Origin of the sequence: Stutzerimonas sp. S1 (genome assembly GCF_025966695.1) — a bacterium.
Classification (GTDB): domain Bacteria; phylum Pseudomonadota; class Gammaproteobacteria; order Pseudomonadales; family Pseudomonadaceae; genus Stutzerimonas.
Genome location: NZ_JAOEIY010000001.1, coordinates 43836 through 66719 on the forward strand (window position 1 = coordinate 43836; position 22884 = coordinate 66719).

The 22884-nt window shown below is 61.4% G+C and carries 18 protein-coding genes; 2 read left to right on the top strand and 16 right to left on the bottom strand.

The window, feature by feature from the left end:
• Nucleotides 1-144: 144 nt before the first annotated feature.
• The 5 genes from N8H22_RS00175 to N8H22_RS00195 form a co-directional block, all read right to left on the bottom strand.
• On the bottom strand, nt 145-798 hold the full coding sequence (locus tag N8H22_RS00175; protein ID WP_264588623.1) for a 3'-5' exonuclease: 654 nt from the start codon (nt 796-798) through the stop codon (nt 145-147).
• A 94-nt stretch (nt 799-892) separates the two neighbouring features.
• Nucleotides 893-1264: a hypothetical protein gene (locus N8H22_RS00180; protein WP_264588624.1), complete on the bottom strand. Its 372-nt coding sequence runs from the start codon at nt 1262-1264 to the stop codon at nt 893-895.
• Between the two features lie 53 nt (nt 1265-1317).
• Nucleotides 1318-1632 carry a hypothetical protein gene (locus N8H22_RS00185; protein WP_264588625.1) on the bottom strand — a complete coding sequence of 105 codons (315 nt, stop codon included), beginning with the start codon at nt 1630-1632 and terminating at the stop codon, nt 1318-1320.
• The gene (locus N8H22_RS00190) at nt 1632-2036 is read right to left on the bottom strand and encodes a hypothetical protein (protein ID WP_264588626.1); all 405 of its coding nucleotides are present in this window, start codon (nt 2034-2036) and stop codon (nt 1632-1634) included. The genes N8H22_RS00185 and N8H22_RS00190 overlap by 1 nt, the downstream gene beginning before the upstream one ends.
• Before the next feature lie 136 nt (nt 2037-2172).
• The gene (locus tag N8H22_RS00195) at nt 2173-2433 is read right to left on the bottom strand and encodes a hypothetical protein (RefSeq protein ID WP_264588627.1); all 261 of its coding nucleotides are present in this window, start codon (nt 2431-2433) and stop codon (nt 2173-2175) included.
• 520 nt (nt 2434-2953) lie between these two features.
• Here N8H22_RS00195 and N8H22_RS00200 point away from each other — a divergent pair.
• Together N8H22_RS00200 and N8H22_RS00205 are read left to right on the top strand one after the other, a co-directional pair.
• Nucleotides 2954-3205 carry a hypothetical protein gene (locus N8H22_RS00200; protein WP_264588628.1) on the top strand — a complete coding sequence of 84 codons (252 nt, stop codon included), beginning with the start codon at nt 2954-2956 and terminating at the stop codon, nt 3203-3205.
• 96 nt (nt 3206-3301) lie between these two features.
• Entirely contained in the window at nt 3302-3919 is a 618-nt protein-coding gene (locus N8H22_RS00205) for an HAD family hydrolase (RefSeq protein ID WP_264588629.1), read from the top strand.
• A 625-nt stretch (nt 3920-4544) separates the two neighbouring features.
• On the opposite strand, the gene N8H22_RS00210 is transcribed toward N8H22_RS00205, so the two are convergent.
• From N8H22_RS00210 to malE, 11 genes are all read right to left on the bottom strand, one after another.
• The gene (locus N8H22_RS00210) at nt 4545-5456 is read right to left on the bottom strand and encodes a restriction endonuclease (protein ID WP_264588630.1); all 912 of its coding nucleotides are present in this window, start codon (nt 5454-5456) and stop codon (nt 4545-4547) included.
• Between the two features lie 40 nt (nt 5457-5496).
• Nucleotides 5497-8691, bottom strand: a complete 3195-nt coding sequence (locus N8H22_RS00215) for a DEAD/DEAH box helicase family protein (protein WP_264588631.1) — start codon at nt 8689-8691, stop codon at nt 5497-5499.
• Nucleotides 8692-10038 (bottom strand): restriction endonuclease subunit S, encoded by a 1347-nt coding sequence (locus N8H22_RS00220; RefSeq protein ID WP_264588632.1) that lies wholly within the window; start codon nt 10036-10038, stop codon nt 8692-8694. It abuts the gene before it with no gap.
• Entirely contained in the window at nt 10035-12017 is a 1983-nt protein-coding gene (locus tag N8H22_RS00225) for a class I SAM-dependent DNA methyltransferase (RefSeq protein ID WP_264588633.1), read from the bottom strand. Before N8H22_RS00225 ends, N8H22_RS00220 begins: the two co-directional genes overlap by 4 nt.
• Nucleotides 12018-12374: 357 nt before the next feature.
• Nucleotides 12375-13490 (bottom strand): maltose/maltodextrin ABC transporter ATP-binding protein MalK, encoded by a 1116-nt coding sequence (gene malK, locus N8H22_RS00230; protein WP_264588634.1) that lies wholly within the window; start codon nt 13488-13490, stop codon nt 12375-12377.
• 70 nt (nt 13491-13560) lie between these two features.
• Entirely contained in the window at nt 13561-15189 is a 1629-nt protein-coding gene (locus N8H22_RS00235; protein WP_264588635.1) for an alpha-amylase family glycosyl hydrolase, read from the bottom strand.
• 148 nt (nt 15190-15337) lie between these two features.
• Nucleotides 15338-15886, bottom strand: a complete 549-nt coding sequence (locus tag N8H22_RS00240) for a sugar O-acetyltransferase (RefSeq protein WP_264588636.1) — start codon at nt 15884-15886, stop codon at nt 15338-15340.
• Between the two features lie 110 nt (nt 15887-15996).
• Nucleotides 15997-18744 (bottom strand): HTH-type transcriptional regulator MalT, encoded by a 2748-nt coding sequence (malT, locus tag N8H22_RS00245; RefSeq protein ID WP_264588637.1) that lies wholly within the window; start codon nt 18742-18744, stop codon nt 15997-15999.
• Nucleotides 18745-18849: 105 nt separating this feature from the next.
• Nucleotides 18850-19740, bottom strand: coding sequence for a maltose ABC transporter permease MalG (gene malG / locus N8H22_RS00250; protein ID WP_264588638.1), 891 nt, complete (start codon nt 19738-19740; stop codon nt 18850-18852).
• A 10-nt stretch (nt 19741-19750) separates the two neighbouring features.
• Entirely contained in the window at nt 19751-21316 is a 1566-nt protein-coding gene (gene malF / locus N8H22_RS00255; RefSeq protein ID WP_264588639.1) for a maltose ABC transporter permease MalF, read from the bottom strand.
• A gap of 67 nt (nt 21317-21383) precedes the next feature.
• Complete coding sequence (gene malE / locus N8H22_RS00260; protein WP_264588640.1) at nt 21384-22571, bottom strand: maltose/maltodextrin ABC transporter substrate-binding protein MalE; 1188 nt, start codon at nt 22569-22571, stop codon at nt 21384-21386.
• Nucleotides 22572-22884 lie beyond the last annotated feature (313 nt).

The window sequence follows — 22884 nt, forward strand, 5'->3', positions numbered from 1 at the left end:
CAATACCTCGCGCCGAGCTACGTGTTGAATCTCTTTATGATGTTATCCAGATGTGTTCCGTATGCACTGGTGAGATGGCGGCTCGATGCGAGCCGGGCGGCCACGGGGTTGAATTGATGAGCAGGCACAGCGCCGTCCGCCCTACTACGTCGGTTGCCTCGCGCTGAGCAGTAACTGCGCTAACCGAGCCAGATTACGCGCATCGTCGATGGCCCTGTGATGCTCACCCTCCCAGGAAAGGCCTATGCTTTCCACTGCACACTTCAGCCCTAGCGCACGGCAAGCGAAAATCTTCCAAAAGCACTTCTTTAGATTGATATGACGCGCCGGATCCAGCAATACATCTACCCCTGCTCTGAAAGCGTCCTCCTTCAGCTGGTTTCGGTCGTAATCGCCCCAAGAGCACCAGCGCCAGCCTTCTGTATTTCGCGACCTCAGCCAGTCACCAAGCTGATCTTGTACCTCCGCGAAACGCTTTGCAGTATCGACGTCAGATTGAGATATGCCGGTCAGCCCCATGCAAAACTCAGTTAGCGTGGGGCGAAGTAGCGGCCGGACAAACTGTCCGAAATGATCGACAATCCTGTACTCCGACTGAACATCCAACAGCGCGATGCCAATTTCGATCGTCTCCATCTCGTCGCGCTGGACCTCGAATACGTGAGCGTTCCGGGCCGCCTCGTTTAGGTCGGCAGGGTAGTCATCGCAAGTCGCTTCCAGATCCACGCAAAGTAACCAGCGACTTTCTCCAAGTTGTTGACGAAGCGCATCAAGCTGCCCCCAACGCTTTACCTGCATGACACCCCGCCCTTCTTTTCCTCAGAGGATATAAACTTACGAGCATCAGCACGGACCGTGGGCTCAGTTTTATAGTAGTGACACGAGAAACGGATCACTGAATCGTTACTGGGGTTGCGTGTATGCCTTTTGCCCTCTGTGCCAACAGCCAATCCAGTGACAGGCGCCCGTCTTCTTTGAAAGTCACAATAACGTACAAGCTGCCCGTGGCGGTAAACAGCGCCCAAAACCCGCCTTGCTCATGAGCTTTCAGTACATCGGAGGTCCGAACCCGGTGACCGTCCTGGAACCTTCCATACACATCCGCCCGCACGTGACGATGAACCACGCCGATACAACAGCCTGCGATTAAATAAGCGTCCGTGAGATACGCCGTAACTTCCCTACCAAAAGACATATCCATTGCTCGCGACAACGCGTCAGATACATCACGTGTTTGGTCGATACTTCGTTTAGTTGAACTCATCACGTCAGCACCCAAATTCGGATCAACACTCGTTGCCTCCCCCCGACTAACGGCTAGCTGTCCAACCAATAATCGTCTCGAGCAATACGCCCAAACTTGTAGTCTTCATGCTGCGGGGCGTCGCCAAACAAATGATGTATGCGTCGCTCCTGTCGCAGGTACGCCAAGGTCATGAAGAAGCAGGTTTCACACATCCGTACGCGATAACGCTCACCGTCATGTCGCGCGCCGTATCCCCAGTGCGCTTGCAGCACACCGAACTGTTCGCCGTACCCAGGCACTCGCATGGAGGTACCACAGACGTCGCAAGGCACATCGGGGGGTCGGTTGTCTGGTACGTCCATGCCCGCCAATATCTGACTACGCATCAAAAAATCTTCAACACAGTAGTGAGCTCGGCGCTTTTGCAAGCCCCTGGGCCAGCAAGCACATATCGCGTATTGCGCGTTCTGAAAATGCACCCATCGGCAAACTCAATCAGTTGTGTTGTACGCACCCAGTCACCCTCTTGGAAACGGTTGGCACTGTCGTACAACACGCGGCCGGCATACACCATCGCGGGCTGTTGCCCGGACGCCTGTAACGTTTCTCGTATCGCGTCAGGCACGATGAGATCGATCCAGATCCAGTCACGCACAACACAGAAAGGCACCTCGTCATGCAACGCAGCCGCTGAACCACGCGCGTGCGCCTCTGCTAACGACATCTCGATACCAGGCATTACCTCACCCGGGGCGTATAACAAATGAGATACTTTCTTTAAATCGTCCATACCATCTCTCTATCTGAGCCATAGATGTCTAGAGGCAGAATCTGGGCAAAACGTCCCTACCTTGACAAACCTACCAAGTATGAAAAGCTTGTTTCCCAATGAGCGTCAGTTCTGACTATTAATATATGGCCTGAGTCTAAAAGGCGAGCAGCGCAACCCCATCAACCTTTATTATTAAACTAAGTACTTTATTCATCGATGCAAGCCTATGGCACGCCCCACTATGCTCAGCACTGGACAAAAAACAGCAACCTGAAACCAATGCAATAAAATAATCCAGCTCCAGCCACTGCTCGTCAAGCACTTTTAGAAAAGAAAAAGCCAACCACTGACCATCGGTATTTGTAATACGTATATATTGACAAGGATTGCCAAAATTCACGCACCAGTAGAGCAAGAAGATAATCCTTATCGGACTTACCCTGGGCGCGGTCAATGACTATTTGAGATCAAGACATATCTCCACGGACGATGCGAGGCTGATCCAACCGGCTCGGAGTCGACTTTTCGAATTTTGAAATTTCGCACCGTTGGTAATCACCACAAGCGAGGCACGTCTGTGACGCGGAAGGGTACCGCGACTCCTCGCGACTGCTTAAATTGCAAACGAAAGCGGATGATCTGAGTAATTTTTAGCGGGGGCAGGTTCGAGAAAGTCTGCGTACGCTAAGATCTGCTCACTAACACCTAGCTACCTATCTAGTGCACGCACGAAGCGCGTCACGCGTCGAGCGGTACGGCGGGGCCACAAAATGATGGAAATTATGGCTCAGCAATAATTATGGCTGAGCCATAATTCCATATAACCGCAGCGTCACGGAAAAACCGCAATTATTTACAGCCTGCAATTGACCATGACAGCTGCCCCTCCAACGAGGGGAAAGACTAAGTAGGTTAGCTAACTCGGGGCTGTGGAGATGATCGAGGATCGCGCCAATGAGCTGTTCATCAGCGCCGCTAGCATCTGGGAAATCGGCCAAAACGCGATGGGCAAAGCCAGCTTTCAGTTCAATTCAGGAGTACTAAGAAGGTCTCTTCTGGACGGCGACTACAAGGAGCTGTCCATGACCAGCCGACACGCCATTACGGCTGCGGCCTCGCCTCTCCTTCACAGCGCCCATTTTATCGGATGCTCATTGGACAAGCAGCTTCGGAAGGCTTCATCCTAGTAACCAATAATCATGCTATAGCGAAGTATTCGGGGCCAATCAAGCACGTCGGTTGAATGCGCCAGCCTTCGATACCCTGTCGTAACGGGATGTCTAATGACCATACAAGCCGTCATTTTTGATGCTTTCGGGACACTGATAAAGATTCAAGATGGGTCGCATCCGTACCGACAGTTGATGAAGATCGGAAAGGCGCATGGGCGGCGCCCCCGCCCGGACGACGCGTCTTTCCTGATGAAATCTGCGATAACGTTGACGCAAGCCGCAGCGCATTTGGGGATCACTGCAAGCCCTGAACAATTGAGCACTCTGGAAACTGTCCTGGCAGATGAGATCGCAGCCGTTGAGGCATATCCTGACGGGCTCGAAGCGGTGAAACTGCTCCAAGAGCAAGGCATTCGAATCGGTGTTTGCTCGAATTTGGCTTTCCCGTACCGGCAAGCCGTCCTGCGTTGCTACCCCATGCTAGACGCATATGCATTTAGCTGTGATTTAGGCGTAATGAAGCCCGAACCCACCATCTACAGTTGGATTTGCGATCAGCTTGGGGCGTCCCCGACCGCATCGTGGATGATCGGTGACTCCCAACGTTGCGACCGAGATGGGCCAACGGCAGTAGGCATCCGAGGCTTTTTTGTTGACCGAAACAGCACCAACGGTGACTGCCCTGAATTGGTTACGTTCGCTCGTAAGGTATTGGCAACCGCGCGTTGAGCGAGCGATGTCAGCCCCATCCATTTTTGCACCTCGCGATTGAAACCTGGAATCACACCAGGCAATCCTGCTCCATGAACCTCGAACCGCAGTCAAGATAAGACCGTAAATTGAGTTGAGGTGATTATGATCGGGTGCCAACGGGAACACCTTAGAAACCCAAGACGCCTCCCTAGATCATCGGTAACTTCAAACTCAGGAGCGTTTGGCTTCAACGCAGCCTAAACCCAACCGACTGCGGGCAGCTCTACTCGCCAACGCACGCAAAGCCACTCTCACAGATAGGTGAATGCGATGCTTGACAAGGTTCGAAAGGTTCATATACTCGCGCTCACTGTGAGCAATCCAACAAATCAAGGTTTCCTGCATAATGCGCTGAAGCCTTGATTTGGCCGGGATATTGAAGTTTGGGATTCAAATCCCCCCGGCTCCACCAAACACAAAGCCCCGAGAATCGAAAGATTCTCGGGGCTTTTCTTTGCACTGTCGAAAGACGGTTGAAGGTCTTCAGCGAGCAGTGCCGCGCCTTTGCCTAGACAAGCGCCTGCGCCTCTGCCGGTAACCTAGCGCGCAGCTCTGGGCGAGACACTAATCACATGCGCTGGTCCTCACAGCGCAGGCGTAGTCACTCCTCGGAAAAGTAGTCGCTGTCGATCTGCTTGACCTCATACACCTGCTTAACGCTCACGCCGAGGTTGTGTTCGACCATCAGGCGGGCGAGCTCGATGCCGTCGATCAGCACGACCTTGATTTCCAGACCGAGCGCCGCGTCCTTCGCGCCATTAGAGAAGTCCGAGGTGGTGATGAATACGCCCTTGCGCGCTCGCTTTCGCGTCAGTGCGCCGATGAACTTGTCGATCTCTGGGCGGTGCACGGTGTTGGCCCAGCGTTTAGCTTGCAGGTAGATCACATCCAGCCCGAGCTTGTCTTCCTTGATAATGCCGTCGATACCGTCGTCGTTCGTGAGCTGGGTCGCTTTGCCGGCCTCCTTTCGCGAACCGCCGTAGCCCATGGCGATCATCAGATCGACCACTACCTGCTCGAAGAAGCTCGGCGTAGCAGCCCGAACCTGCGCCAGCAGTTCGTCTGCCAGGGATTGCTGCAACGCCTGATAGGCTTCGGCCAACTGCTCATCCGGCGTGGTTTCGGCCAGATCGCTGCCTACAACGACGGCGGCATCTGGAACCTGCGGTTTAGCCGTATGGAAGTCGGCGAACTCCGGAAACTGCTTCAGCCAGCTCACGGTGATTCGCTCCGGACCAGTTGCAAGCGCCTCCCGCCCCCGATCGGTGATCTGCACCATTCCCTTGCTCGGAATCGTCAGCAGGCCAGCCTTGTTCAGATAGGTTCTGGCCCAGCCCACCCGGTTGTTTATCACGGTCTGATTTCCCGAAGGCAGCCGTTCCTTGCGCTCTTCTTCCGTTAGCTGGAATACATCGGCGATGCGCACACGCAGGGCGCCAAGCCGCAACGGCACGCCGTCGCCAACCGCCTGCAGCACCGGTCGCATGACACTTTGAAAATCCGGAATTGCCATCCTGAGCATTACTCCTGAGTGCTGTGTAGTTGAAAGGACCTCACAAGCCGGTCGACGAGCGATCCCCGCCAGCCAGCGCCTTCAGCATCTTGTAGATCACCAACGCAAACGCCCGGCTCTTGGTCTCGTTATCCAGCACTTCGAGCGAGAGTTTCTCGTGATCAGTCATGGCGTCCAGCACGGTATCGATCACCCGTTTTGGCAGCAGCCCGTGCATCACTTGATCTACCGAGTGGTTGTTCACTTGCGCCATGACATCTTCCTGGCGACTGATGCGCTCGGCGATGCCGGTGAGAAAGTGCAGCTGATCTTCATCGCTGACTTCGGCACCGAAGATATCGTTCAGCGCATCGATGATTTCCGACAGCCGCTTCTTCTCCGGATCGTGTGGCTTGCCGCTGCCCACATCGCTGCCGGGCTTGAGCGTGTAGTCGCCACCTTCCTCGCTCAGGCGCAGCTGGTGCTCGGCACGCTTGCTGAGACGGTAATGGGTCAGTTGCAGCTCGCCGACATCCACGTCGTCCTGTTGCAGGCGGTCGACGCGCAGCAGCGGGTGCAGGTGCTTGGCGAATACGCAGAGCTGCTCCAGCTCGCGATCCTCGTAGGGGACGATCTGCGAAAGGAATTCGTACAGGCGCACAAAGCTCTGCAGGTTCTTGCGGAACAGGTCGAGCTGGTCTACCTGCTCGCCCGCCTCCTTCAGCGCGTGCTCGGCTTTCTTCAGCCCGGCACTGTCGCCGTTGGCCTCGGCGGTGCGCTTGTAATCCAGCGCCTGCTGGCGCGACTCGACGCTGAAGGCGTAACGCTTGGCGAAGCGCTCCTTGGCCGGCTGGCAGTAGTAGCTGAGCTTGCTGGCGGCGGCCTTCGGGTCGAAGAAGGCCAGGGCGAACGCCTCGACCTCCTGCCAGTGATAGATCCCTTCGGCATCGAGCTTTTTCTGCAGGTCATAGATGATCTGCGGGTCGGTGACGTCGCTCAGCTCCGCCTTGGTGTAGTACGGCAGAAAGGCGTCAAGGATGTCCTGCGGCTCGTTGAAGAAGTCGAGGATGAACGTCTGCTTGGCCGGGAAGGTGCGGTTCAGGCGCGACAGCGTTTGCACGCAGTCCACGCCCTGCAGCTTCTTGTCCACGTACATGGCGCACAGCTTCGGCTGGTCGAAGCCGGTCTGGTACTTGTTGGCGGCGATCATCACGTTGAAGTCCTGAGTGTCGAACGCGTCGGCCAGGTCGCGGCCATTCAGGCCGGCATTGAGCAGGCTGCTGTTTTCCGTCACTTCCTCGGGGATCACCTCATCGGGCAATACGCTGCCGGAAAACGCCACCAGCGGATGCACGTCGACGTAGCCCATCTGCTGCACGTAGGCCTTCACCGCCAACTGATAGCGCACGGCCTCCTGGCGGCTGCTGGTCACCACCATCGCCTTGGCCTGGCCACCGAGCAGGTGGCGGATGTTGGTGCGGAAATGCTCGACGATGATCTCGACCTTCTTGTCGATGTTGTACGGATGCAGCCGCACCCAGCGCGCCAGCTTCATGCGCGCCTTCTTCGAGTCGACCTCGTCGTCTTCGCCGTCCGGGTGGGCGATCTTCCAGGCGGTGCTGTAGGTGGTGTAGTTCTGCAGCACATCGAGGATGAAGCCTTCCTCGATGGCCTGGCGCATGGAATACAGATGGAAGGCTTCGGGCTTGTTGCTGGCGCTTGGTGGCAGCGTCGGGTCTGGCACGCGGCCGAACAGCTCCAGAGTCTTGGCCTTGGGCGTGGCGGTGAAGGCGTAGTAGCTGATGCGCTCGTTCGGCTGGCGCGCCTGTACGGCGGCGTCGAGCAGGTCTTCGGCGCTGATCTCCTCCGCCTCAAGCGCATCGCTGCCGAGAATCTGCTTGAGCTTGCTGGCCGAGGAGCCGGTCTGCGAGGAATGCGCCTCGTCAGCAATCACCGCATAGCGCCCCGAGGCGAGCTTGGGGTATTTCTCCAGCGCGTCAAACAGCGCCGGGAAGGTCTGGATGGTGACGATGATGATGCGCGTCTGCTCGGCCAGCGCCTCGGCCAATTGCTCGGACTTGCTCTGGTTGCCGACGTCGCGGGTGATCGGCCGCACCACGCCCTGGGCGTGCTCGAACTGGTAGATGGTGTTCTGCAGCTGGCTGTCCAGCACCGTGCGGTCGGTGACCACGATCACCGAACTGAACAGCCGCTGGCCGTCATCGCTGTACATCGAGGCGAGCTGGTGAGCGGTCCAGGCGATGGAGTTGGACTTGCCGGAACCGGCGCTGTGCTGGATCAGGTAACGCTTGCCCGGCCCTTCGGCGTGAGTGGTCTGGATCAGCTGGTTGACCACATCCCATTGGTGGTAGCGCGGGAAGATCATCGTCTCCCTGGTGGTCAGCGTGCCGTCGAAGCCCTCGCTGGTTTTCTTGTCCAGGTGCAGAAAGCGCCCAAGCACCTTGAGCCAGGCATCCGGCTGGAACAACTGCTGCCACAGGTAGCCAGTGGCGTACTGGCTGTCGTCAGCCGGCGGTGGGTTGCCTGCGCCGCCTTCCGCGCTGCCGAGGTTGAACGGCAGGAAGAAGGTGTCCTTGCCGTCCAGTTTGGTGGTCATCGCCACTTCGTTCTGGCCGACCGCGAAATGCACCAGCGCGCCGCGTTTAAAGGTCAGCAGCGGCTCGGGCTTGCGTGTCAGCGGGTCTTTCACCGGGCGGTCGTAGCGGTATTGGCGCTTGGCATTTTCCACCGACTGCTTGAACTCGCTTTTCAGCTCCAGCGTCGCAGTGGGGATGCCGTTGACGAACAGCACCAGGTCCAGGCGCGGGTTGTAGCTCTGCCCGCTGCTGCCGGCCTCACGCGCATGCGGCGAATAGGACACCTCCGGCACCACCCGCAGGCGGTTGCACCGGTAACGCTTGAGGGTGTCCGGGTTCATGCCGTGATCGGGCTTGAAGCTGCACAGCTCGACCTTCACTGCCGGCAGCTTGAAGCCGTGGCGCAGCACATCCAGGGTGCCGTCCTGCTCCAGTTCGCGCACCAGCTTCTGTACCAGCACGGCTTCCGGGTTGTTCGGGTTGGCCTTGGCGAACTTGTCCCAGCGCTCCGGCCAAGCCTCCTTGAAGTAGCCGAGAAAGTCCTCGGTATACAGCGCCGTGCGCCGGTCATAGCCGCTGGCCGGGCCGGTGAGCCAGCCCTGGGCGACCATGGCGGTGATGATGTCCTGCTGGAATTGAGCTTCCTTGCTGTCCGCCATTTAGTTGGCCTCTGCTACTGCTAATTCGGGGGCTTGGATGCTGGTCGGTGGCTGCCAGCCGCGCACGTCGATTTTGCCGGTGACGGCGGCGGAGATTAGGGCGGAGCGGCGTTCTTGGAGCGTAGCTATTAAGTGCATGGACTCCGCCTGAAGCGCCTCGTACTTGACCTCAATCGCTCTTAATTTTTGAACTATCGCATTAAGCTCAATCGGCGGGGGCACGGCCAAAACGGTGTTAGCCATATATTCATGTTCAATACTCTCCACTGTTGCCCCCTGCTTTCGCCATTCGAGCAAAATTGAAGGCTCAAATCCTTTGATAAGAAAGGATACGAACTCGGCCATGCCATCAACAATAAACCTAAGCGCCTTCATATCTTGATTTAGCGAAACAGTGACGGTGTTAATCCCAACAGGAATAGTTCTTTGCAAAATACCTGAGCGAACCACAAGAAGTAGCGCACCAGGCTCAACCATGTTGGTTGATGACTCAACTACAGCTGCCTCTGTGATTTTATCTTCTGTTTCAGCTATCCAAAACGTCTTCATGTCTTTAGGCGAAACCCATGGGATATCGCCTTTCCAATAGTCAAGATTTTCCTTGGAGGGAGTGCCCCCTCCAGAGAATCGGCACTGATACTTCAAGGGTTCCAGAACCCAATGCGCCGGCACCTCGCCCAGCCACTCCACGCCGGAGTCTTTCATCGGCACCGCCGGGTCGAGGCCTTTGGTGACGGCGTGGGAGATCACAGCCTGGCGCTTTTCCTTGAGCAGCTCGATCAGGCGCTGCTGCTCTTCGATCAGCGCGTCGATGCGGGCGGTTTCGTGGTCGAGGAAGCGGGCGATTTGGGTTTGTTCTGAAAAAGAGGGCAAATAGAGCTTCAACTTCAGAAAGTCATCGTTTGAAAGATGGGTTTGATTCACGCCATCGTCATTTTGCATAAGGCCCGGATGGCGATCTAACAAATGAAACAAAAATCGAGAATGCGCTTTTTTTGCAGTAATCCGACAGACTCGTTGATTGACTGCGTACTTTTGATTATCGCGAACGTAATACGCTCGAGCCAGCGCTCTGCCGTTTGGCAAATCGCTCATCACCATCAATATGTCATCTAGCGATGCCGGCGATAGATTGACTGTGCAGTTTTTTATGGTTTTCCCTGCTGTTGAAACAAACCTGGAGTTAACACAAATATAATCACCATCATCATCGACGTATGGCTCATGCGCCTTACCTTGGGCAAACGCAACAATATCCCCAAGTCGTTTTATAGACCAGTCGCTAGGGACAATGCCTAAATAATCGATTCCTGAATCTTTAAGCTCTTGGTATCGAGGCAGACTCATGCCGACAGCCCCTCGATCATCAGCTTGATGCGGTCGGTGCAGGCTTTCAGGTCGCGGTCGATCTCTTCCAGCGGACGCGGTGGCTGGAATACATAGAAGTGCCGGTTGAACGGAATCTCGAAGCCGACGATGCCGACTTCACCGTCCTGAGCATCGCACTTGCTCTCGTCGATCCAGGCATCCGGCACATGGGGTTGCACTTCGCGCTCGAAGTAGTCGACCACTGATTCGCCCAGCGGCACGTTCTCATTGTCGCGCAGGCCGGCGTCGGCTTCGGGCTGGCCCTTGGTGGTGCAGATATCGGCCTCGGGGTCGCGTTCGCTCAGGGCGTTGAGCATTGCCTTGAGTTCTGCGGTGGCGAGGGAAATGCCGTGGGCGCTCAGGGTCTTTTTCAGCAATTTGCTGAACTGCTCGCGGTTGCGGTGCAGCACGCTGGCGTCCATCGCCTGTAGTGCCTCGGTGAGCTGTTGCTGCGCGGCGGGTTCGAGTTTCTGGATGGCCTTTTCTTCCCGCACCTTTTGAATGCGCTCGGCGCTGGTCTGGAAGTTCAGGCGCAGCGGGCGCTCGACGGTGATGCGCCGGTAGCCGAAGGCTTCGATGGGGAAGATCTTGCTCTGCGCCGTGGCCTCGAAGCGGCCGTAGAGGCGCACCAGCTCGTCGATCTGCTCCTCGGTGATGTACTGGCGCTTGCTGCCCAGCGACTTGCGCATCTTGGCGTAGTGCTGGCTGCCGTCGATCAACTGCACCTTACCCTTGCGCGCATCGGCCTTGTGGTTGGAGAGAATCCACACGTAGGTGGCGATGCCGGTGTTGTAGAACATGTCGGTGGGCAGCGCGACGATGGCTTCGACCAGATCGTTCTGCAGCAGGTAGCGGCGAATCTCCGACTCGCCTGAACCCGCGCCGCCGGTAAACAACGGTGAGCCGTTGAGGATGATGCCGATGCGCGAGCCACCCTCGCGCGGGTCACGCATCTTGCTGACCAGGTGCAGGAGGAACAGCAGCGAACCATCGGACACGCGCGGCAGGCCAGGACCGAAGCGGCCGTCGAAGCCCTTGTGGCTGTGCTCGTCGGTGATCTGCTTCTGCACCTTCTTCCACTCCACGCCGAACGGCGGGTTGCTGAGCATGAAGTCGAAGTGATGTTCGGGGCCGGCCAGTTGGTCATTGGACAGGGTATTGCCGAGTTTTATGTTCTCGACCTTCTGCCCCTTGATCAGCATGTCCGCCTTGCAGATGGCGTAGGACTCGGGGTTGAGCTCCTGGCCGTGCAGCGACACGGTGACCTTCTCGCTGATGGACTGAATGTACTCGTCCCCTTCGGAGAGAAAGCCGCCGGTGCCCGCGGTCGGGTCATAGATGGTGACGATGCTGTTGGGCGCCAGCTTGCCGTCCTGCCCGGTGATCACCAGCGAGGTGGTCAGGTGCACGATGTCACGCGGGGTGAAGTGCTCCCCGGCGGTTTCGTTGGAGCTTTCGGCGAACTTGCGGATCAACTCTTCGAAGATGATGCCCATGCCGAAGTTGCTGATGCGCTCGGGGCTCAGGTCGGTAGCGGCAAAGCGCTGCACCACCTGATACAGCAGGTTGGCGGCGGAGAGCTGCTGGACGAAATCCTCGAAGTGGAAGTGCTCGAAAATCTCGCGGGCGTCCTTGCTGAAGGACTGCACGTAGCTCATCAGGTCGGCGGCGGTCTGGGTGTCGGACAGGGTGCCGAGGGTCAACGGTGAGGCGTTGAAGAACTGCTGGCCCGCGGCGCGCAGCAGGATTATTTCGCGCACGGTATCGGGGCGGCCTTCCTGCGCGAAGGTCTGCTTGATCACCTCATCCTTGGTCGGCGCCAGCACACATTCCATCCGCCGCAGCAGGGTGAACGGCAGGATGATGCGGCCGTACTGGGATTGCTTGAAGTCGCCGCGCAGCAGGTCGGCGATGGACCAGAGAAAGGCGGCCGTCTGGGAATGATTTTCCGTGTTCACGCAACAGCTCCTGGGTAATCGAGCAAAGCCGCTACTTTAACCCGCGAAGCGTCACAGGGAGACCCGAATAGCCGCTATAGCTTGGGAGATAACCGTTTGCTCAGGCGCTCATGTGGACCAGCCGAGTGACTGACCTGACTCGCCACCGCCCTGATAACCAATCTCGACGATGGCCCGCAGCAGTCGCGTCTCACCGTTGAGGTGAGCGATGGGGGAATCGATTTCGACCTTCAAAGAAATCCTCACGATCGTGAGGATAAGCAGGCAGAACGGGTGCGGCTGTAAAAAATCCTCACGAACGCGAGGATTCTTTGCTGGACGCACCACCAGCCTGCCCCACCGGGCACGACGGGCACCTCACCCGTAAATCGCCGGCTCGCGATAATGCCGCGCGCAGGCCTCGCCGTTTTCGCGGAACAGGTGGCATTTGTCGGCCTTGAGACCGGCGGCGAAGGTTTCGCCTTCGGTGACGCGCAGGTTGCCGTCGACGCAGAGGGTGATGACGTCCTGCAGGCGTTCGAGCGTGAGGTGCAGCAGGTTGTACTGGCCCAGACGCTCGGCCACGGTGATCTGGCCGTGGAAGGTGAAGTCGGCCTCTTCCGGCATGACGAAGTGTTCGGGGCGGATGCCGAGGGTGAGCGGGTCGCCGGGGCTGACGGCGCTGCCGTCCACCGGCAAGGTCAGTGGATAGCCGCTGGGCAGTTCGATGGTGACCGCCTCGGGGCTGGCGGAAATGGCGCGCACCTCGACGAAGTTCATCTGCGGCGAGCCGAGGAAGCCGGCGACGAAGCGGTTCTTCGGGTAGTGATAAAGGTGCAGCGGCTGGCCGACCTGGGCGATTTCGCCGGCGTTGAGTACGACGATCTTGTCCGCCAGGGTCATGGCTTCGACCTGATCGTGGGTCACGTAGATCATGGTGGAGCGGATGCGCTGGTGCAGGCGGGCGATCTCGATGCGCATCTGCACGCGGAGGAAGGCGTCGAGGTTCGACAGCGGTTCGTCGAAGAGGAAGACCTTCGGCTCGCGGACCATGGTGCGGCCGATGGCGACGCGCTGGCGCTGGCCACCGGAAAGGTCCTTGGGCTTGCGTTCGAGCAGCTTGTCCAGCTGCAGGATCGCCGCGGCCGCCTCGACGCGGCGCGCGATCTCGCGCTTGTCGACGCTGGCGAGCTTGAGGCCGAAGGCCATGTTCTCGGCTACCGTCATGTGCGGGTAGAGCGCGTAGGACTGGAAGACCATGCCCACCGAACGATCCTTGGGCGGCAGGTCGTTGACGCGCTGGTCGCCGATCAGCAGATCGCCGGAGGTGATGTCCTCAAGCCCGGCGATCAGCCGCAGAAGGGTGGATTTGCCGCAGCCGGACGGGCCTACGAAGACGACGAATTCGCCGTCCTCGATATCCAGGTCGATATGCCGGGTGATCGGTGTACCGTCGTAACTCTTGCAGATGTCGCGCAGCGTGACACTGGCCATCGTTGTTGTTCTCCGTTGCACTCTTTGTCAGTTGCCGCGGCGGCTCATGCCTGCCGCGGCCGGCACGCCATCAACCTGCAAGCCGCACATAGCCGAAACCATGCGCCGGCAGCCGCGCCCAGTGACCGTCGTATTCGGCGAAGCTGGCCGGTACATCCACCAGCGGCACCGCCTGGGCCGGCAGCTCATAGCTGCGCGGCAGGTCGCCGAGGTTGAACAGGCACAGCCAGGCTTGCTCGCCCAGCCGGCGCTCGAACACCAGCAAGGCGTCGTCATGGTAGGCCATGCGGATGTCGCCCTCGATCAGCAGGCGCTGCTCGCGCCGCCAGCCAAGGAAGCGCCGGTAACAGTTGAGCATCGAATGCGGATCGGCATCCTGCGCGGCCACCGACAGCGAGCGGTGCGAGTCGTCCACCGGTAGCCACGGCTGGCTGCCGGTGAAGCCGGCGTGATGTGCCTCGCTCTCCCACGGCATCGGCGTGCGGCAGCCGTCGCGGCCCTTGAATTCCGGCCAGAAGGTGATGCCGTACGGATCGACCAGATCCTCGTAGCGCAGTTCCGCTTCCGGCAGGCCCAGCTCCTCGCCCTGATAGAGGCAGACGCTGCCGCGCAGGGACAGCAGCAGCGCCATCAGCACGCGACCGCGCTCAGGATCGGGCCGGCCATCGAGCGCCCAGCGCGTCATCACCCGCACCACGTCGTGGTTGCCCATGGACCAGCACGACCAGCCATCGGCCAGCTCGCGCTCGATGCCCTCCACCGTGCGGCGGATGTATTCCGGGCTGCACTGCTCGGTCAGCAGATCGAAGGAATAGGCCATGTGCAGCGTGTCGCCGCCGCTGGTGTAGGCGGCCATGGTGCGCAGCGACTCGTCACAGCCGATCTCGGCCACCGAGGAGGCACCGGGATAGCGCTGCAGCAGGGCACGCAAACGGCGGAGGAATTCCAGGTTCTCCGGCCGCGTCTTGTCGTAGATGTGGCGCTGGTAGGCGTAGGGGTTGTCGATGCGCACGCCGATGCTGCCTTCACGAATCTCGGCGTTCGGCGGGTTGTCACGCAATTCGAGGTCGTGGAAGTAGAAGTTGGCGGCGTCTAGGCGGAAGCCGTCGACGCCGAGCTTGAGCCAGAACTCCATGTCGTCGAGCAGCTGATCCTGCACGGCCGGGCAATGGAAATTCAGGTCCGGCTGGCTGGATAGGAAGTTGTGCAGGTAGTACTGCCGGCGCCGACTGTCCCAGCTCCACGCGGGGCCGCCGAAAACCGAGAGCCAGTTGTTCGGCACGCTGCCGTCCGGCTTGGGGTCGGCCCAGACGTACCAGTCGGCCTTGTCGTTGTCGCGGCTGGAGCGACTCTCGACGAACCAGGGGTGCTGGTCCGAGGAATGGTTGAGCACCTGGTCGATCAGCACGCGCATGCCGCGTTCGTGGCAGGCCTCCACCAGCCGGACGAAGTCATCCAGCGTGCCGAACAGCGGATCGACGCCGCGGTAGTCGGCCACGTCGTAGCCGAAATCCTTCATCGGCGAGGTGAAGAACGGCGACAGCCAGATGGCGTCGACGTTGAGGCTGGCGATGTAATCCAGCTTGTGCAGCACGCCGGGCAGGTCGCCCACGCCATCGCCGTTGCTGTCGAAGAAACTGCGCGGGTAGACCTGATAGATCACCCCGCCGCGCCACCAGTTCTGAAGTTGCTCGGACATACCACATACCTTGAGTGAGCAGTGAAGACGGGGCCACTCTAGGTGCGGCAAGCGGTCGCAACATCCTCCGGCGGCGGGGTGTTGCGGGCGTAACAAGCGGGCGTAGATGGCCCGCCGAGCGAGGGCGTAGAGCGGGCCAGCGAGCCGGTCAGCGCACCCGCGCCGGGTTGCCGACCACCGTGGCGCCGGCCGGCACGTCGCGGGTTACCACGCTGCCGGCGCCGATCAGCGCATCGTCACCGACCGTCACGCCAGGGAGGATGATCGCCCCGCCGCCGACCCAGACGTTGCGGCCGATATGGATCGGCCGACCGAACTCGACGCCCGAGCGGCGCGCCTCCGGGTCACGCGGATGGTCGGCGGTGTACAGCTGCACCGCCGGGCCGATCTGCGTGCCCGCGCCGATGTGCACCGCGACCACGTCGAGAATCACGCAGTTGAAATTGAGAAAGGCGCCTTCGCCCAGGTGGATGTTGTAGCCGTAGTCGCAGTGGAACGGCGGGCGGATCACCGCGCCGGCACCGACCGAAGCCAGCCGCTCGGCGAGCAGCGCGCGGCGCTCGTCCGGCGAGGCGGCCAGCGCCGCGTTGTAGCGCACCATCCAGGCCTTGGCCGCGGCCTGATCGGCGAGGATTTCCGGGTCGCCGGGGTGGTACAGCTCGCCGGCCAGCATCTTCTGTTTTTCGCTCATCGTCATCGTGGTGCCTCCATCAGCAAAGCTTCGTAGGTGCCACAGTCGGGCGCCGCCCTCCTCCTCCCCCGGCGTCCGCTCGCGAGGCTGGCGACCGGCGGTCAGCCAAACGCCAGCTAGTCGCCCTGGATCTTGCTCAGCAGGTCGCGCGCCAGCTGCACTGCCTCGCTGCGGTGGGTGATGTTGAGCTTCTGGTAGAGGCTGCGGATGTGCGTCTTGATGGTGGTGGGCGCGACGTTCAGGTGATCGGCGATCTGCTCGTTGGATTGCCCGGCGTGGATCAGGCTCAACACCTGCCATTCGCGCCGGGTCAGCGGCGAACGGCGGATCAGCTCGGGCACGTCGGGGCGGTTGATGATGTCCTGGATCACCGCCTCGTCGAGGGTGATGCGGATGGCACGGCTGAAATCGCGCTGCTGTTGCGCCAGCTGGATCAAGCGCGTGGCGCGCTGGGCCTCGGCTTCGTCGAGGGTGCGCTCGTGCAGCAGGCACTTGAGCATGCCGATGATCGGCTTGCCGACGCGCAGGAAGCTGCCGATCGCGCCGCTGCCGCTGGCCAGGGCCATGGCGCGTTGCAGGTGATCCAGCGCCTGCTGGCGCTCTTCGCGCAGCCAGTGCAGCTGCGCCAGCAGGATGTGGTTGCGGTTGCGATCCATCACCAGACCATGGCGCTCGGCATCGGTCAGCAGCTGGCGCAGGATTGGCAGTGCGCTGTCCAGCTGGCCCAGCGCCACATGGGCGCGGGCATGATTGCGCGCGTTGAGCTGGGCGAAGTGGTTGGCGCCGGCGCTGACCGGCGGCGCGCTGAGCAGCCACTGGCGGGTCGCCTCGCGGTCCTGGCTGGAATCCCAGTAGGCGAGCATCACCGCGTGGGCATTGGCCAGCCAGTCGATGTGGTAGCGATCATCGGCGAGCATCGCTTGCAGCTGGGCGATGTAGTCGGCACAGGCGCTCTGCTGGCCGCGGGCGTAGGCGACGCCGGCCAGCAAGGCGTAGTTCTGTAGGCGCCAGCGCTGGTCGCCGAGTTCATCGAGAATCTGGATGCCCTGCAGCGCGCACTGCTCGGCGGCATCCAGCTGGTGCCATTCCAGCAGCACCTGGCCGCGCACCCGGTAGACGAACTCGACGATCGGCGTGGCCTGCAGATGCTGCTGTTCGATGTACTGGATGGCGCGCTCCTGCAGCGTGTAGGCCTTCTGCAGATGGCCCTGGGCGATGGCGATCTCCGATAGCTGGCCGAGGCTCCACACCACCAGGTGCGAGGCGTTGATCTCCCGCGCGCGGCGCTCGGCTTCCTCGTACTGCTTTTGCGCCTGCGGCAGTGCGCCCTGGACGAAATGCGCCTCGGCCAGGCCGGACAACGCGGCCACACGCGAGGTGCGCATGATCAGCGGCTCGCAGGTCAGCGCCTCCTGGGCCAGGGTGATGGCGCGCTGCTCGTCGCCTTGGTTCATCGCCACCTGTGCACGCACCGCGTTGAACTCGCAGACGATGCGCGCCCAGTCCTGCTCGGAGCAGCTGCGCTGCAGCGCCAGCTCGGCGGCCTTGATCCAGCGCTCGACGTGCTCGAACTGATAGCAGTTCTGCGACACCCAGGCCTGCAACAGAGTGAGCAGCGGCGAGCCGGCGACCACCGCTTCGGGCAGGGTTTCCAGACATTGCTGCAGCAACTCCAGCCGACCCTGACGGTAGAAGGCACGTCCGTGCCGCTGCAGAATCTCGGCGACCTGCTGCGGGTCGCCGGCCAGCACGGCGTGCCGTGCGGCTTCCTCCGGCATGCTCTCGGCCAGCAGCGCCTCGGCGGCACGCAGGTGCAACTGGTTGAGCCGCTGCGGCTGATAGGTGCGCAGCTCGCCCTGGAGGAATACGGCGAACAGCGGGTGATAGCTGTACCAGCGGCGCAGGCTGTCCAGCGGCTGGATGAACAGACCACCACGCTCGAGCCGTTCGAGCATCTCGCGGCCGTGGCAAGCCTCGGTCAGGTGATCGGCCAGCGCGGCGTTGAAGCGCTCCAGCAGGCAGGTCGCTTCGAGGAAACCGCGCAGGTCAGCGGGCAGCCCCTCGATCACCTGCTCGCGCATGTAGTCGCGGATATCCGGGTGGCCGAGCTGCAGGTTCTCCAGGAATAGGTCCATGCCGCGGCTGGTCTGCACTTCCTGCAACGCCAGCTGCAGCGCGCAGGGCCAGCCACCGATGCGTCGATTGAGCCGTTCGACCTGCTCGCGGTTGATGTTCACCGGCACGCCCAGCTCCAGCAACGCCTGTACCTCGTCATCCTCGAAGGCCAGCTGGCGGGCATCGAGCAGCAGCAGCTGATGCTTGACCCGCAGCTCGGCGACGCCCAGCTCGGGCAGCTGTCGGCTACACACCAGCAGGGTCATCCAGCAAGGCATGTGGCGCAGGAAGAAGCGCAGCCCGGCGATCAGCTCGGCGTCGTGCAGCACCTCGAATTCGTCGAGCACGATCAGGATTGCCTCGTGCTCGCCCGGCAGCTCGGCCAGCAGTTGAGTGAACAGCGCATCCAGCGACACCTGGCCTTGCTCGGCCAGCGCCAAGGCCAGCGGACAGCCGGCATCCAGCTGGCGGTCCAGCGCCTGGGTCAGGTAGCGGCCGAACTGCAGCCCCAGGTTGTCGCTGGCATGCAGCTGGAACCAGGCGATGCGGCCGTCGAAGGCCCGTGCCCACTGCGCCGCCAGGGTGGTCTTGCCGAAGCCGCTGGCGGCATGCAGCACCGCCAGGCGCACCTGCGGCAGGCGCTGCTGCCACTCGTCCAGGCGCGGCCGTTCGAGCAGGCCCGGCGGCAGCATGGGGATCGCCAGCTTGGTGGGGATCAACGGCAGCAGAGGTGGCATCGCGGCATTCATCGACGGTTCCCTGTTCTTGTTCTTGTTCTGTTCTTGTCATGACCTGGCGCACCGATTCGCACCGCTCCCGCTCCCCGGTCTCGCGCCTCGTTTCAACTCACGCGGTCAGCCCTTCACCCCGCCGGCGGTCAGGCCACCGACGATCCACTTCTGGCAGTAGAGGAACACGGCGGTGATGGGCAGCCCGGAGAGTACCGCGGCGGCGGCGAAGTCGCCCCACAGGTAGTTCTGCGGATAGAGGTACTGCTGCGCGCCGACCGAGAGGGTGAGCTTGTCCACGTCCATCAGCAGCACCGAGGCGATGGGGTATTCGGTGACGCTGGTGATGAAGGCGAGAATGAACACCACCGCCAGGATCGGCACGCTCATCGGCAGCAGGATATGGAAGAACGCCTGCCAGGTGCTGGCGCCATCGACGATGGCGGCCTCCTCCAGCGAGGCGTCGATACTCTCGAAGTAGCCCTTGATGGTCCAGATGTGCAGCGCCATGCCGCCCAGCGAGGCGACGATCACCGCGCCGTGGCTGTTCACCCCGAGCCAGCTGACGTGCTGGCCGAGCTGGTCGAACAGGGCGTAGATCGCCACCAGCGAGAGCACCGGCGGGAACATCTGGAAAATCAGCATGCTCTTCAGGATCGGCGCCTTGCCGGCGAAACGCATGCGCGCGAAGGCGTAGGCGCTGGTGGTCGACAACAGCAGGATCAGCGCCGAGCTGACCAGGGCGATCTTCACCGAATTCCACAGCCACAGCAGCACCGGGAACGGCGGCTGGGTCACGCTGCCATCCTCGTGGGTGTAGGGGATGCCGAGGGCCAGCGACCAGTGTTCCAGCGTCGGGTTCTCCGGGAACAGGCTGCCGGTGGCGAAGTTGCCCTCGCGAAAGGAGATCGACACCACCATCAGCAGCGGAAAGAGGATCGCCACGACGAAGGCCAGCAGCGCCGCATGGGTCGCCCACAGCCGGTAACGCGCGGATTTCGGTTGCACCATGGCCATGACCGTCTCCTTATACCTTCACTTTCGAGAGCTTGAGGTTCAGCAGCGCCATGGCACCGACGAGAATGAAGATCATCGTGGCGATGGCCGCGGCCAGGGCGAAGTCCTGCCCGGAATCCTGGAAGGCGATGCGGTAGGTGTAGCTGACCAGCAGATCCGTGGTGCCGGCCGGCGTGCTCGCGCCGATGATGTCCGGGCCGCCACGGGTCAGCAGGGTAATCAGCACGAAGTTGTTGAAGTTGAAGGCGAAGCAGGCGATCAGCAGCGGCATCAGCGGCTTGATCAGCTGCGGCAAGGTGATGCGCAGCAGGTTGTCCAGCGGGCTCGCGCCATCGATCGCCGACGCCTCGTACTGATCCCGCGGGATGGCCTGCAAGAGGCCCATGCACAGCAGCAGCATGTACGGGTAGCCGAGCCAGGTGTTGACGATGAGGATCATCGTGCGCGCCAGGGCCGGGTCGCTGAACCAGTCCGGGCGGATGCCGAACAGCCCTTCGAGCAGCAGATTGATCTCACCGAAGTTCTGGTTGAACAGCCCGCGGAACACCAGGATGGAAATGAACCCCGGCACCGCGTACGGCAGGATCAGCATCAGCCGGTAGAACGCCTTGCCGCGCACCAGCTCCCACTGCAGCAGGCTGGCCAGCACCAGCCCCACGGCGAGGGTGAAGACCACGGTGAGCCCGGCGAAGGCGAAGGTCCAGGCGAAGATCTGCACGAACGGCTCACGGATGCTCGGTTCACTCAGCACCCGGGTGAAGTTGGCGAAGCCGGCGAACACGGTGAAGCCCGGCGGCACCGCTTTGCCCGTCTCGTCCACATAGAAACCGCGCTCCATGTCGGCGGTCAGGCGCGCACCGCTGCGGGTGTCGACCAGCACGCCAGGGCCTTCCTGGCGATAGACCGGCTCGACCGCCGCCACCTCGCGCAGCCCGTACAGCCGTAGCAGGCTGCCATCCGGCGCCTGCATGACCCATTGTTCCAGCGCCTTGCGCCGCTGAATCACCTCGCGCAGCGCCAGCGCCTCGCCCAGGCCTTCGACGCTTTCAGCCGGCTGCAGCGTCAGCGGTGCTTCCGCATCCGGCTCGCCGGTGAGCGGCGGACTGACGAACACGCCCTGCTCGCCCTTGTCCACCCGCAGCCGCTCGCCTTGCGGGCTCGAATGCAGGCTGAAGCGGAAGCGCTCGCCGGCCAGATAGGTCTGGCTCAGGTGATAACGCTCCACCTGGGCCAGGCTCAACAGGTGGCTGCCGCTGTAGTTGGTGAAGCCGATGCCCACCGTGTAGAGCAGCGGGAAGATGACGAACACCAGCATCCCCGCCACCGACGGGTAGACGTAGCGCTGGGCGTACATGCGCCGGTTGATGAACAGGTAGCTGGCGATGCCGGTGACCACCAGTCCGAGCAGAGCGAACGCCATCTGCTTCTGAACGTAGAGCGCGACCACCAGATACAGCGCGAAAGCGTTGAAGGCCAGCCAAAGCAGCCAGCGCAGGCCGGTGGTCAGGGAGCGGGGCAAACCCCAGGGTGTCGGGCGGGTCATGGCTGGGCTGGGCAACTCGGCACGGGCATTCACGGGAGCAGAACCTTTGAAAACGGAGCATAGTCCGCCGGCGCGCCCGAGGCGGCGGCCGGCGACGGGTTCAACGGGTGATGCGCTTGGCGGCGTCATCCAGGGCGGCGTCGACATCCTGCCGGCCGGAGGAGATGTTGGTCAGTGCGGCTTCCATCGCCGACCAGAACGCCCCCATCTCCGGTACGTTGGGCATCGGCTCGCCCATCTGCGCGTTCTCGAAGGTCGCCTTGATGTGCGGATTGCTGGACAGCTCTTCCATATAAGCGGTGTTGGCGACGGCACCCAGCGGCACGTCGGCGTTCACCGTCTTCAGTCCGTCGACCTCAAGCAGGTAGTTTTCGAGGAATTCCACGGCCAGATCCTTGTTCGGGCTGGCGGCGTTGAGCAGCGCCGCGGCCACACCGACGAAGGGCTTGCCCGGCTCGCCGTCGATGGCGGGAATCGGCGCCACGCCGAAGTCGATGCCGCTCTTCTCGATGTTCGACCAGGCCCAGGGGCCGCTGATCATCATCGCCGACTCGCCCTTGTTGAACGCCGCCTCGGCCACGCTGTAGTCGGCACCCTTGGGCATCACGCCCTTGTCGATCAGCTCGCGCAGCACCTTGGCACCGTCCTTGGCGCCGGCGTTGTTCACGCCGGTGGATTTGACGTTGTAGCCGCCGTCGGTCTGCTCGAACACGTAGCCGCCCTTGGCCGACAGCAGCGGCCAGGTGAAGTAGGTGTTGTTGTAGTCCCAGAGGATGGCCCGCTTGCCCTGAGGGGCGAGCTTCTCGTTCAGCGCCAGGACGTCGTCGAAACTCTTCGGCGGGGTGTCAACCAGCGCCTTGTTGTAGATCAGGCCGATGGTTTCCACCGAGATCGGGTAGCCCCACAGCTTGTTGTCGTAGGTCACCGCCTGCCAGGAGAAGTCGGCGATGCCGGACTTGGTTTCGGCGCTGGGGGTGACAGGGGTGAGCAGGCCGCTCTTGGCCCATTCGCCGATACGGTCGTGAGCCCAGATGAAGATGTCCGGGCCGTTGCCGGTGGCGGCGGCCTGCTGGAACTTGTCGGTGGCGCTGTCCGGGTGGGCCACTTCCACCGGAATGCCGGTCTCGGCGGTAAACCGCTTGCCAACTTCGGCCAGGCCCTTGTAGCCCTTGTCGCCGTTGATCCAGACGACCAGCTTGCCTTCCTCGATCGCTGCCAGCGCCGGCAGCGGCAGGCTGAAGGTGGCCGCCAGACCGACGGTGGCGATACACCAGAGTTTCTTGTTCATGCTTCGCTTTCCTCGTGGCTTCTTGTTTTTTGTTCCACCTGCTGCCGGCCTGAGGCTCTGGCAGTCGTGCCATGCTCGACGCGTGCTGCGCCCGCTACATCCTCCCCGAAGGCGGTGTCGAGGGCGTAGAAGCGGGGCGTAGTCCGTGACTGGCAACGTCACAAAATACGCTGCCAAGCCTAGCGCTTACGCCTGTTGCGGGCCGCCAATGCGCAGTCAAATGCTGCGAAATCACCACGGAGTTGCCGCGATGCCAGCCAATCCGTCGTCCGACCTGCCGCAAGCCCTCGGCCCGATGCGACCGAACGCAGCC